Raw genomic sequence first — 12,100 nt, 5'->3', positions numbered from 1 at the left:
AGGGCATCGGCCCGTACGCAGCGGCTGCGATGCTGCACGGTGAAGCCCATCGACTCGTAGAGCGCGAGCGCCGCCGCATTGTCGGCCAGCACCTGCACGTAGCCGCGCTGCGCGCCGCAGGCGACGCCCCAGGCCGACAACGCCGAACACAGCCGGCGGGCGTGGCCACGGCGCCGGTGGGCATCGTCGACCCGCACGGCGGACAGGCCGAGCCAGCGACTGCCGTCGGGAGCCGACGTCACCGCACCGCGCCCGACGGCGACACCGGGGATCGACGCGAACGTCACGGTGCCATCGACGACGGCCGTCAGCACGTCGATGGGCACGTCACGTCCGTACAGTCGCAGCCAGTCGGCGTCGGGCGTGGAGTTCAGCGGTACCGCCTCGACGTCCGGTACGGAGTCGAAAGTGCGTGTCATGACGGTGGTTTCGAGGTGGGACTTCGGTTCGTAGAGTCGGAACAACCGGTCGGGCAGCGAGAGCCACGGCGTCAGCCCCCGTTGGCCATACCAGTCGATGATCGCCGGAATCGCCCTGGCGTCGGCGTCGAACCCCAGCGGCACAGCCGAATTGGCGCGGTGGGTGTGACCGCCGGCGGCGCGCAGCAGCCAGCCGTCGACCCAGCGCTGCTCGAGACCGGGCCAGGCTAGCGCCGCGGCGTGTTCGAGCTTGCGGATGTCGGCGGTGCGCACCGGTTTCGGTGGTAGAGCCCGGAGCACCATGATGTCGGCGGTGTCGACGGCGACGACCTCTCCGTCCTTGGTGCGCACGCGCAGCGTCGGCCCGGCCTCCAACAGATGACCGATCACGTCGGTCAGCGGTGGCGTCGCGCCTGCGGGCAGTCGGTACCGGATCATCACCCGGGTGCCGACCTCGGGCATCTCCATCAGTGTCCGAACGGATCGGGATCCTCGCCGGGCATCCACGACAACCCGGGTACCCCCCAACCGTGTCCCTTCACCGCGCGCTTGGCGGCGCGGGCGTGCCTGCCCACCAACCGGTCCAGATACAGGTACCCGTCGAGATGGCCGGTCTCGTGCTGCAGCATCCGCGCGAACAGTCCGGTGCCCTCCACGGTGATGGGCGTGCCGTCGGCGTCCAGACCCGTCACCCTGGCCCAATCGGCCCGGCCGGTCGGAAACGACTCCCCGGGCACCGAAAGGCAGCCCTCGTCGTCTTCGTCTGGATCGGGCATGGTTTCGGGCACCTCGGAGGTCTCCAGCACCGGATTGACCACCACGCCTTTGCGCCGGGTGATGCGGCCGCGCTCCTCGGCGCAGTCGTAGACGAAGACCCGTTTCGACACGCCGATCTGGTTCGCGGCCAGTCCCACGCCGTTGGCGGCCTCCATCGTGTCGAAGAGGTCGGTGATCAGGTCGGCGATTTCGGCAGGCAGTGAACCGTCGTCCGCGACGGGCACCGGCTCAGTAGCGGTGTGCAGGACGGGGTCTCCTACGATGCGAATGGGAACGACGGCCATGCTGGAAAGCTTAAGTCGGCAATCGGAATGCGCCGACTCGCGGGGCTAGCTGCCGCGTTAGCCTTCAAAGCCGTGGTTGAATGATCGCCGAACCACAGCGATGTCATTTCGAGTGTCGGGAAGGGTCCAGGAATCGAGATGGACGGCGCGATCGCGCGGACAGAGCAATCCGGGGACGACGCTGATCTGACCGACGGCTTGACCCGAAGAGAACACGACATCCTGGCCTTCGAGCGGCAGTGGTGGAAATACGCCGGCTCGAAGGAGGACGCCATCCAGGAGCTGTTCTCGATGTCGGCCAGCCGCTACTACCAGGTGCTCAACGCGCTCGTCGACCGCCCGGAGGCGCTGGCGGCCGATCCGATGCTGGTCAAACGGCTGCGCAGATTGCGGGCTTCTCGGCAGAAGGCGCGGGCCGCGCGCCGACTCGGATTCGACGTCACCACCTAGCTGACCCGAGCGGGTTCGTCCGCTCGTTACAGTGGCTGCAATGAACCAGCGAAACTCCTCCGGGCTCCCGCTGCGCGCCATGGTGATGGTGTTGCTGTTCTTGGGCGTGGTGTTCTTGCTGGTGGGGTTCCAGGCGATGGGTTCCGGCGCCGACGACGAGGCCGACGAATCGCCGATCGGGACCACGACCATCACCACGACCACCTCGAGCCCGTCGCCGACCGCCGAACCGGCACGGGCCGACGTGCGGGTCTTCAACGTCTCGGAGGTCCAGGGCGCGGCGGAGGCCACCGCGACGCGGCTGCGCGAGGCCGACTGGAACGTCACCGAGACCGGCAACCTGAGCCTGCCCGACGTGCCGGTCACCACCGTGTACTTCAGCGACGCCCCCGGCGAGCGCGAAGCCGCCGAGGAAGTGGGTCGACTATTGGAGGCGCCCGTCGAACCGCGGCTGCCCGAATTGGCCGAGCAACCGCCCGGCGTGGTCGTGGTGGTTACCGGTTAGGCTCTTGCTCATGTTCAAGACCGTCGCCGCCGCTGCCTTGTTCGCCGTGCCCGCGCTCGCGCTGAGCGCATGCACCGCGCCGGAAGAACCCAGCGACACTCCCGGGACCACACCGTCGATCTGGACCGGCTCGCCGTCGCCGTCGGCACCGCCAGGAGCCGACGAGGGCCACGGTGGCGGTGAGGGCCACGGACAGGCCGCCGGGGAGACGCTGACCGCCGAGCTGAAACTGGCCGACGGCAGCAGGGTCGCCACCGCCGACATCGGCTTCGCAGGCGGGTATGCCACTGTCACCGTGGAGACCACCGCCAGCGGCAAGCTCACACCGGGCTTCCATGGGCTGCACATCCACGCGGTCGGCAAGTGTGAGGCCAATTCCGTGGCACCCACCGGTGGCGCGCCCGCGAACTTCAACTCCGCGGGTGGGCACTTCCACACCGAGGGCGACGGAACCGGCCACCCCGCCAGCGGCGACTTGCCGTCGCTGCAGGTGCGCGAGGACGGCTCGGCCAAGTTGGTGACGACGACGGACGCGTTCACCGCCGAGGATCTGACCGCCGGGGAGGGAACGGCGATCATCATCCACGAGAAGCCGGACAACTTCGCCAACATTCCGCCGGAGCGCTACCAGCAGGTCAATGGTGACCCGCCGCCGGATGCGATCACTCTGGCGACCGGTGACGCCGGCGCGCGGGTGGCATGCGGTGTCATCACCGCCCGGTAAGACACCGGTCAGCAGCCACATCGACTTCGCCGGGTCGCCCCGGCCGACGGTTGGTGTCGAATGGGAGTTCGCTCTCGTCGACGCCGAGTCACGCGACGTCAGCAACGAAGCCTCGCAGGTGATCGAGGAGCTCGGCGAAAACAACCCCCGCGTGCACAAGGAACTTCTGCGCAACACGGTCGAGATCGTCACCGGCATATGTGATTCCGTGCCGGAGGCGGTGGACGACCTGCGTGCCACGTTGCAGACCGCCCGCAAGATCGTCAGAGGCCGGGGCATGGAGCTGTTCTGCGCGGGCACGCATCCGTTCGCGAAGTGGTCCGCCGAGAGCCTCACCGACGCCCCCCGATACGCCGAACTGATCAAGCGCACGCAGTGGTGGGGCCGCCAGATGCTGATCTGGGGCGTGCACGTGCACGTGGGCATCCGGTCGGCACACAAGGTGATGGCGATCAACACCTCGTTGCTCAACCACTATCCGCATCTGTTGGCGCTGTCGGCTTCGTCGCCGTACTGGGACGGCGAGGATACCGGCTACGCCTCCAACCGGGCGATGATGTTCCAGCAGCTGCCGACGGCCGGGTTACCGTTCCACTTCCAGACCTGGGCGGAGTGGGAGCGGTTCGTCTACGACCAGAAGAAGACCGGCATCATCGACCACATGAACGAGATCCGCTGGGATATCCGTCCCTCGCCGCACATCGGCACGGTGGAGGTGCGGATCTTCGACGGGGTCTCCAACCTGCGTGAGCTGAGCGCGCTGGTGGCGCTGACACACTGCCTGGTCGTCGACCTGGACCGCCGTCTGGACGCCGGCGAATCGCTGCCCACCATGCCGCCCTGGCACGTGCAGGAGAACAAGTGGCGTGCCGCGCGCTACGGGCTGGACGCCGAGATCATCCTGGACGCCGACAGCAACGAGCGGCTGGTCACCGACGACCTCGAAGATCTGCTGAATCGTCTTGAACCGGTAGCCAAGTCGTTGAACTGCGCTGACGAACTTCGTCGCGTCGCCGATATCTACCAGACGGGCGCGTCGTATCAACGCCAGCGCCGGGTCGCCGAGGAGACCGACGGAGATCTGCGCGCGGTGGTCGACTCGCTGGTCGCCGAGTTGGACATCTAGCGGTGGCCGCCCTGCCGATGTTTCCACTGCAGGTGGCGATGCTGCCCGGTGAGGAACTACCGCTGCGCATCTTCGAACCCCGCTACACCAAGCTGGTCGAAGACTGCCTGGCCGCCGAGGACCCCGCCTTCGGCGTGGTGCTGATCACCGCGGGCCGCGAGGTGGGTGGTGGTGACACCCGCAGCGACGTCGGCGCGCTGGCCCGCATCACCGAATGCGCGGATTTCGGCGATGGCCGCTACCGACTCAAATGCGTGATGGGCGAACGTATCCGGGTGCTCGAATGGCAGCCCGACGACCCGTATCCGCGGGCCGCAGTCGAGCCGTGGCCCGACGAACCCGGCGACCCGGTCGATGTCGATGCCATCCGCGACGTGGAGGACCGCATCGTCGCGTTGTTCGAGCGGATCGCCGCGGCGCGCGGCGCGGAAGTGAACAGCCGCGACATCGTGGCCGGTGCGGACGCGTCGGGCGACATCGGGATGTGGTTGTACGCGTTGACCTCCCGGCTGCCGATGGGCCAGGCCGACCGGCATGCCGTGCTGGCCGCGCCGACCCCTGCGAAGCGTCTGGCGGCGCTGCGCGACGCCGTGGAAACCGTGACCGCGATGGTGGAATTCCAGCTGTCCTCCGGCGACTAGCGCGGCGAGGAGTTCAGCGGGTGAGCTGACCTTCGACGAAAACCGTTCTGGGAATGGCATCGTCGGCCGGTTCCTGGCTGCACCGGTCGTAGCGGTCCATCAGGTCCCAGGCCTCGACGGTGGTGACGTCCCAGTCGTGGTCGGTCAGCCACGTCGCGACGTCCGTGCGCTCCTCGACATACCACAGCTTTTCGACGTCGAACGAGTCGTCGGTGTCCTCCACGCCGGCTTCTTGCCGATACTGCTGCAGTTTGGCCCGGCGCCCGGCCAGGTAGTCAGAGTCGAAGAAACCCGCGCCGAACGACTCCACGCCGATGCGGCTGCCGCGGGCGCTCAGTTGGTGAACCCGCTCGAACAGCAGGTCCTGACCCTGTGCCGACAGGTACGGCAGCAGCCCCTCCGCAGCCCACGCGGTCGGCTCGGCGGGGTCGAAGCCGGCCTCCAGCAACGCTTTCGACCAGTCCTGTCTAAGGTCGACGGCGACAGACACGTACCGGGCGGCCGGTGTGGCGTTGTGCTCGGCCAGTGTGGCGGTCTTGAACTCCAGCACCTTGGGCTGGTCGATTTCGAACACCACGCTGTCGTCCACCCACGGCAGCCGCCACGCCCTGGCGTCCAACCCGGCCGCGAGGATCACCGCTTGCACGATGCCGTGGGCGCCCGCCGCGATGAAGAACTCGTCGAACCACCTCGTTCTCGACGCCGCATACCCGGAGATGGCCCGGATCCGCTTGGCGATGTGCTCCGGTGGCGGCTGCCACCCCCGCTGCCGCGCCGCGTCGAGGAACAGCTTCGCGTACGGATCGGTGAACAGCGGGCAGTCCGAGGACTCTTCCTGCGCCCGTGACCACGCCACTCCCAGCGCGGTGGCGCCGACGCCTTCGACGATGTCCCAGCTGTCGTCGTCGCTTCTAGCCATCGCCCCTGCCATCCCCGCTGCTTTCGGTGGACTCCTGCAATTCGTCGGCAGTCAGCAGGTCGTCGCGGACACTGCCCTCGCGATATGCCAACTGCCCCACGCGCTGGGCGATCACCGGCGCGGTGATCAACACGAACATGCCGGTCAGCACCAGCATGCCGACGTCGGCCTGCCCCCGCAACTGGATCGCCGCGCCCGCCAACACCATCAGCAGGCCCAGCACCTGGGGTTTGGACGCGGCGTGCATCCGACTCAGCGTGTCGGGGAAACGCGCGATGCCGATGGCCGCGGTCAGCGCCAGCGCCGAACCGGTCAGCACCAAAACGCTGGTGGCGATGTCGAAGCCCGTCATCGTGACCTCCGTGCGCGTCGTGGCCGCTCGATGTCGGGCACCCGGAACCGCGCGACGCTCACCGATCCGACGAAGCTGATCAATGCCAGCGCGGTCATCGCGTAGGTCACGGTGGAATCCAGGCTGTAGGCCGCCCACATGCCGATGCCGGCCATCGCCACCGCGATCAGGGTGTCCACCGCGACGAGTCGGTCCAGCGTGTTCGGGCCGGCCAGCAGCCGATAGGTGGTGATGCAGGCCGCGGCGGTGAGGATGACGGCGGCGATGGCGAACACAGTGGTCATGCGCTCTCCTGCTGGTTCGCCGGGTGCCAGTCCTCTTCGCGTTCGAAGGCCCGGATCAGCATCCGCTCGACATCGGAGACCTGACGGTAGAACCGGTCGAGCCCGCGGTCGGATCCGACGTCGAACACGTGCATGTAGAGCATCCGGTGCTCGAGGTCGATCTCGAGCACGATGGATCCGGGGATGAGGTTGAAGATGTTGACCGACAGTGCGAGCACGAGATCGGATTTCAGTGACAGGTGCGCCCGCAGCACAGCCGACAACGGCGGTGGCCCGGGTTTGATCGCCAGGATGGCGATTTGGAATGACGACCGGATCAGGTAGTAGGCCACCTTGACGACCAGCCACATCAGTGAGATCGGATGCACCCTGCCCTGGACGGGCACCTCGGGCAGCGGCAGAAGCATGGTGATGAGCAACGCGATGCCCAGTCCCGACAGGATGTTGCCCACGGAGAAGCTGCCCCACAACAGGATCCACACCAGAACCAGCCAGCACAGCACCCAGCCGCGCAGCACCAGACGCCTGGTGCGCGCGCCGTTGGTCACCTCGTGATTCGTCACCGGTCGACCCCCACCACCGCGCTGATGTACTCGTTACGGTCGAGAACCTGGGTGGCGGCCCGCTCGCTGTACGCGAAGATCGGCCCCGCCAGCACCGTCAGCGCCAGGCCCACGGCGATCAGCGCACCTGTCGGCACCAGCATGCCCGCCGGCATCCTGCCGACGTGATCTCGATCGACGAACTCGATGTCCTCGGGCTCGTCGAGCAACACCGAGGGTGCGGCCGCCGACAGGTGGCCCTCCGGTGCGTCCTGCCGCGAACGCCAGAACGCCTTCGTCCACACCCGCGTCACCACATACAACGTCAGCAGGCTGGTGAGCACGCTGCCGCCGACCAGCACCCAGGCCAGCACCGAGCCGTCCTGAGCGCCGGCCTCCAGCAGCGCCACCTTGCCGATGAACCCGGAGAAGGGCGGAATACCACCGAGATTGAGGGCCGGGATGACGAACACGAGCGCCAGCAGCGGGCTGGCCGCGGCGAGCCCGCCGAGCCGATGCAACGTCGACGCTCCCGCCTGCCGTTCGATCAGGCCGACCACCAGGAACAGCGTCGTCTGCACGAGAATATGGTGGGCGACATAGTAGATCGCGCCCGACATGCCGAGCTGGCTGGACAGCGCTACCCCGAACACCATGTAGCCGATGTGGCTGATCAGGGTGAACGACAGCATTCGTTTGATGTCGTTCTGCGCGATCGCGCCCAGGATGCCGATCAGCATGGTCAACAGCGCCGCCACCAGCAGCAGCGGATCCAGCCCGCCGCCGGGGAACAACAGCGAGTGCGTCCGGATGATCGCGTAGACACCGACCTTGGTCAGGATGCCCGCGAAGACCGCGGTCACCGGCGCGGGTGCGGTCGGGTAGGAGTCGGGCAGCCACGCCGACAGCGGGAACACCGCGGCCTTGATCCCGAATGCCACCATGAGCACCGCGAACAGCGCCGCCCGCGTGCCCGGTGTCACGTCGTCGAGCCGCACCGCGAGCTCGGCCATGTTCAGTGTTCCGGTCGCGGCGTAGACCAGCGCGATGCCGAACAGGAACAACAGCGACGACACCATCGAGACCATCACGTAGGAGATGCCCGCGCGCACGCGGTCCTTGCTGGCGCCGATGGTCAGCAGCACGAAACTCGCCGAGAGCAGCACCTCGAACCCGACGAAGAGGTTGAACAGGTCGCCCGCCAGAAACGCGATGCACACCCCCGCCGTCAGCACCAGGTAGGTGGGCAGGAAGATCGAAACCGGTTGGCGCTCATCGCCGTCGCGGATACCCTGACCGATCGCGTAGAACGCGACGGTCAGCAGCACGATTGCCGAGACCACGAGCATCAACGCCGAAAGGCGGTCGACCACCAACACGATGCCCAGCGGCCCCAGTCCGGGCACCGTCTGTCCCCAGCCGCCGACGAAGACCACCAGCGGGCCGTCCCTGTCGGTGAGCAACAGCAACGCGGCGCACACCGCGACCACCAACGACAGCGCCACCAGGGCGATCGCCCGCTGCAGTCGCGGTTTTCGGCCGAAGAACAGTGCCACCGCCGAGGCGATGGTCGGGATCAGCACCGGCAGCGGGGTCAGCACCATCGCGAGACTCACTGCGACCCCTCGTAACCCGGCACGGCGTCCAATTCGTCGGGCAGATCGGTGTCGCGCGACGGTTCGGGCGTGGGCAGATCCTCGTCGACGACGGTGGCGTCCTTGGCCGCCATCTCGGAGACCTTCGCGTCCTCTGGGTCGTCGCCCACGTGTTCCTCGGTGGTCAACCGGTACGACCGGTAGGCCAACGCCAACACGAACGCCGCAACACCCATCGTGATCACGATGGCCGTCAGGATCATCGCCTGCGCCAACGGATCTGCGTTCGCGACTTCCCCCTCGGTGGTGCGGTCCCAGACCGGGGGACTGCCCGCGGGTCCACCGGCGTAGAGCACCAGAAGGTTGATCGCATTGCCGATCAGCAGCAGCCCCAACAACATCCGGGTCAGGTTTCGCTCCAGCAGCAGATAGACACCGGTGCTGGTGAGCCCGCCGATCAAAGCCAGCGGCACGAGGTAGGAGATCACCGGGTGCTCACCACCGTGGTCGTCGGGGACTGGGCCATCTCGGCGTCGATGCGGGCGCCCAGGCTGCGCAGCACGTCGAGCACCAGACCGACGACGATGAGGTACACGCCCAGGTCGAAGAACAGCGCCGTGACGAGCTTGACCGTGCCGATGACCGGTAGGTCGATCTCGATCAGCGCCGACGACAGCGCGGGCGCACCCAGCAACAGCGAACCCACTGCGGTGCCCGCCGACAGGCACAAGCCGGTCCCCATCACCTTGCCCGCATCCAGTGGCAGGGTTTCTCCGAGTTCGTACCGACCGCCCGCCAGATACCGCAGCACCAGCGCCAGACCGGCGATCAGGCCGCCGGAGAACCCACCGCCGGGGGCGTTGTGGCCCGCGAAGAAGAAGTACGCCGACAGCACCATGATGAGCGGGAAGATCATCCGGGTGGCGATCTCGAGGATCAGCGAGCGGTGCCGCGGATCGCGCAACTCGCTGCCCCGCAGCCAGCCGACGCCGGGATAGTGCGCCGAGCCGATCGGCCCGATATCGGGCTGACCCGCATCAGCCACGCGCGGCGGCGCACCGAACCGTCTGTGCCGGAACACCATCGAGGCCACACCCGTCGCCGCCACCAGCAGCACCATGACTTCACCCATGGTGTCCCAGGCGCGGATGTCGACCAGCAGGACGTTGACGGCGTTGGCGCCATGGCCCCGGTAGTAGGCGGCCTCCGGAATCAACTCCGAGATCGAGATGCCGCTGCGGGCGGCCGTGGCGAACACCGCCAGGGTGGTCACCGTCGCGCCCACCGCGATGGCCAGCGCGGCGCGGGGCCACCGGAAGCGCCGGATCTGGGTGCTGTCGGCCTCGGCGGGCAGCGTCCGCAGCACCAGCACGAAGATCACCAGCATCAGCGTTTCGACGAGGAACTGGGTCAACGCCAGGTCGGGCGCACCGTGGAACGCGAAGACCGCGCCGCATCCGTACCCCGTCACGCCGACCAACAGGACCGCGGCCAACCGGTTGCGCATCACGGTCGCGCCGAGCGCCGCGACCAACATGATCAGCCCGACGATCACCTGAGGCGCCGAGTCCCACAGCCCCAGTTCGGGACGGTCGCGGGCGCCGACTGCCAACACGATCATCGGCACCAGCACCAGGGTGGTCAGGATGGCCGACTGGGTGGCCGGAATCGAGCCGCGTTGGGTGAGCGCGGTGATCCGCACGGAGAGCAGATCCAGCCCACGCACCAGGGCGTTGTAGGCCAGGTCGGCGTTGCCGAGCGGTTGGCGCACGGTGCGGATGCGCCGCAACCGCTCGCGACCGAAGTAGGCGCCGGCGCCGGTGGCCAGCACCAGCATCGACAACAGCAGCGGGGCACCCAGCCCGTGCCACAGCGCCAGGTCATAGTCGTTGCCGCCGGGCACGGTGTCGGCGTAGTCGGCGAGCAGATCGTCGACGGCCGACGGCCACAACCCGAAGACCAGCCCGGCCAGTGCCAGCACGCCCGGCGCGGCGAGGAATGTCACCGTCGGCCGATGCATCTCGGCAACCCGCCTGCTGGGCTCCGACCGGCCCTTGCGGGCGAACGCACCGAACAGGAAGCGCAGGCTGTAGATCGTGGTGAACACGGAGCCGAGCACGATGCCCGCCAGCACGAACGGCGCGGCCGACCCGAGAGACGGGCTGTACAGGACGGTTTCGAAATCGGCTTCCTTGGCGACGAAGCCGAAGAACGGCGGCAGCGCCGCCATGCTGGCCGCCGCGCCGATCGCGATGTAAAGCAGTGCCGGCGACCGGTTGCCGAGCCAGGCCAACCTGCGGATGTCGCGGGTGCCGGTGGCGTGGTCGATCACGCCGACGACCATGAACAGCGCCGCCTTGAACATGGCGTGTGCGCACAGCATGGCCAACCCGGCCAGCATCATGTCGCTGCCGCCCCCGCTGACCATCACAGTGATCAACCCGAGTTGGCTGACCGTGCCGAAGGCCAGGATCAGCTTGAGGTCGTACTCCCGCGAGGCGCGCCAGCCGGCCAGGATCATCGTCACCAACCCGAGCGTGATCAACGTCGGCCGCCACACCGGGAAGTCGGCGAACCCGGGAGTCATCCGCGCGATCAGGTAGACGCCGGCCTTCACCATCGCCGCCGCGTGCAGGTAGGCGCTGACCGGTGTCGGGGCGGCCATCGCGCCGGGCAGCCAGAAGTGGAACGGCACCAGCGCCGACTTCGACAGCGCACCGATGATCACCAGGATCACCGCGACCGACGCCGCGACGCCCGTCGGCGGCGCCGCGATGACCTCGGACAGCAGATAGGTGCCCGCCATCTCGCCGAGCACCACGATGCCCACCAGCATCGCCAACCCGCCGAACGTCGTCACCAACAGCGCCTGGGTGGCGGCGCGCCTGCTCACGGCGCGCTCGGCGTAGTGGCCCACCAGAAGGAACGACAGCACCGACGTGATTTCCCAGAACACGTAGAGGACCAGCATGTTGTCGCTGACCACAAGGCCGAACATCGCGCCGGAGAACGCGACGAGTTCGGCGGCGAAGCTGGGTAGCCGATCCTCCTTGCGGCCGTCGCGGTGGTGGAAATAGTCGGTGCAATAGAAAAGCACCAGCGCGCCGATACCGAGCACGAGCACGCTCATGATCGCCGCGAGCGCGTCGAACCGCAGCGTGATGTCCATCGACAACTCGGGCACCCACTGCACGTCGACCGAGCGCGATCGGCCGTCGGTGGGCCAGTTCAGCACCACCCACGGCAGCGACGCCAGCGGCACCAGCGCCAGGGGCAGAAACGCCATCCGACCCCACCTGTGCACAAGCAGGGGCGCCAACGCGGCGGCGACCGCGTGGGCGGATAAGACGGCGAGCATGGCACTCCGATGCGACGGCGTTGGTCGGGGTGTCAGCCGGTTCCAATGGCTTGCGACTGGCTTTGGTCGAAAGTCAGTTTACGTGGGGCGATACCGCCACCCTGCGGCGTCGTTGCGATCTCGG

Annotated in this window: 14 protein-coding genes; 5 read left to right on the top strand and 9 right to left on the bottom strand. The window is 67.8% G+C overall.

The features are described 5' to 3' along the window. Together ABQE89_RS19580 and ABQE89_RS19575 are read right to left on the bottom strand one after the other, a co-directional pair. On the bottom strand, window positions 1-887 hold an 887-nt coding region (locus tag ABQE89_RS19580; RefSeq protein WP_448419635.1), incomplete at its 3' end, for an N-acetylglutamate synthase, CG3035 family. Next, a complete protein-coding gene (locus tag ABQE89_RS19575) occupies window positions 887-1,480 on the bottom strand; it encodes a peptide deformylase (protein ID WP_448419633.1) in 594 nt (197 codons plus the stop codon). The genes ABQE89_RS19580 and ABQE89_RS19575, both read right to left, overlap by 1 nt. A 138-nt stretch (window positions 1,481-1,618) precedes the next feature. On the opposite strand from ABQE89_RS19575, the gene ABQE89_RS19570 reads away from it, so the two are divergent. Genes ABQE89_RS19570 through ABQE89_RS19550 form a run of 5 tightly spaced genes read left to right on the top strand, consistent with a single transcriptional unit; the run spans window position 1,619 to window position 4,926 of the window. Further along, window positions 1,619-1,930: a nucleoid-associated protein NapA gene (locus ABQE89_RS19570; protein ID WP_448419631.1), complete on the top strand. Its 312-nt coding sequence runs from the start codon at window positions 1,619-1,621 to the stop codon at window positions 1,928-1,930. Between the two features lie 40 nt (window positions 1,931-1,970). Continuing rightward, window positions 1,971-2,435, top strand: coding sequence for a LytR C-terminal domain-containing protein (locus tag ABQE89_RS19565; RefSeq protein WP_448419630.1), 465 nt, complete (start codon window positions 1,971-1,973; stop codon window positions 2,433-2,435). Window positions 2,436-2,445: 10 nt separating this feature from the next. After that, window positions 2,446-3,159, top strand: a complete 714-nt coding sequence (gene sodC, locus ABQE89_RS19560; RefSeq protein WP_448419628.1) for a superoxide dismutase[Cu-Zn] — start codon at window positions 2,446-2,448, stop codon at window positions 3,157-3,159. Continuing rightward, on the top strand, window positions 3,140-4,285 hold the full coding sequence (locus tag ABQE89_RS19555; RefSeq protein WP_448419626.1) for a glutamate--cysteine ligase: 1,146 nt from the start codon (window positions 3,140-3,142) through the stop codon (window positions 4,283-4,285). Before sodC ends, ABQE89_RS19555 begins: the two co-directional genes overlap by 20 nt. A gap of 2 nt (window positions 4,286-4,287) precedes the next feature. Beyond that, window positions 4,288-4,926, top strand: coding sequence for an LON peptidase substrate-binding domain-containing protein (locus ABQE89_RS19550; protein WP_448419624.1), 639 nt, complete (start codon window positions 4,288-4,290; stop codon window positions 4,924-4,926). Window positions 4,927-4,939: 13 nt separating this feature from the next. Here the strand turns inward: ABQE89_RS19550 and ABQE89_RS19545 are convergent, their stop codons facing one another. From ABQE89_RS19545 to ABQE89_RS19515, 7 genes are read right to left on the bottom strand one after another with little or no spacing between them, the layout of a single operon-like run. Next, a complete protein-coding gene (locus ABQE89_RS19545) occupies window positions 4,940-5,845 on the bottom strand; it encodes an SAM-dependent methyltransferase (RefSeq protein ID WP_448419622.1) in 906 nt (301 codons plus the stop codon). Next, on the bottom strand, window positions 5,838-6,197 hold the full coding sequence (mnhG, locus tag ABQE89_RS19540) for a monovalent cation/H(+) antiporter subunit G (RefSeq protein ID WP_448419620.1): 360 nt from the start codon (window positions 6,195-6,197) through the stop codon (window positions 5,838-5,840). The genes ABQE89_RS19545 and mnhG overlap by 8 nt, the downstream gene beginning before the upstream one ends. Next, window positions 6,194-6,481: a monovalent cation/H+ antiporter complex subunit F gene (locus ABQE89_RS19535; protein ID WP_448419618.1), complete on the bottom strand. Its 288-nt coding sequence runs from the start codon at window positions 6,479-6,481 to the stop codon at window positions 6,194-6,196. The genes mnhG and ABQE89_RS19535 overlap by 4 nt, the downstream gene beginning before the upstream one ends. Continuing rightward, on the bottom strand, window positions 6,478-7,044 hold the full coding sequence (locus tag ABQE89_RS19530) for a Na+/H+ antiporter subunit E (RefSeq protein WP_448419616.1): 567 nt from the start codon (window positions 7,042-7,044) through the stop codon (window positions 6,478-6,480). Before ABQE89_RS19530 ends, ABQE89_RS19535 begins: the two co-directional genes overlap by 4 nt. Further along, window positions 7,041-8,639 carry a Na+/H+ antiporter subunit D gene (locus ABQE89_RS19525; protein WP_448419614.1) on the bottom strand — a complete coding sequence of 533 codons (1,599 nt, stop codon included), beginning with the start codon at window positions 8,637-8,639 and terminating at the stop codon, window positions 7,041-7,043. Before ABQE89_RS19525 ends, ABQE89_RS19530 begins: the two co-directional genes overlap by 4 nt. Further along, complete coding sequence (locus ABQE89_RS19520) at window positions 8,636-9,106, bottom strand: Na(+)/H(+) antiporter subunit C (RefSeq protein WP_448419612.1); 471 nt, start codon at window positions 9,104-9,106, stop codon at window positions 8,636-8,638. The genes ABQE89_RS19525 and ABQE89_RS19520 overlap by 4 nt, the downstream gene beginning before the upstream one ends. Beyond that, window positions 9,103-11,976, bottom strand: a complete 2,874-nt coding sequence (locus ABQE89_RS19515; RefSeq protein WP_448419610.1) for a Na+/H+ antiporter subunit A — start codon at window positions 11,974-11,976, stop codon at window positions 9,103-9,105. The genes ABQE89_RS19520 and ABQE89_RS19515 overlap by 4 nt, the downstream gene beginning before the upstream one ends. Window positions 11,977-12,100 lie beyond the last annotated feature (124 nt).

This window comes from Mycolicibacterium sp. XJ1819 (genome assembly GCF_053483675.1).
Note: the sequence above shows the minus strand (reverse complement) of the source record. Positions and strands in the feature narration are given on the sequence as shown.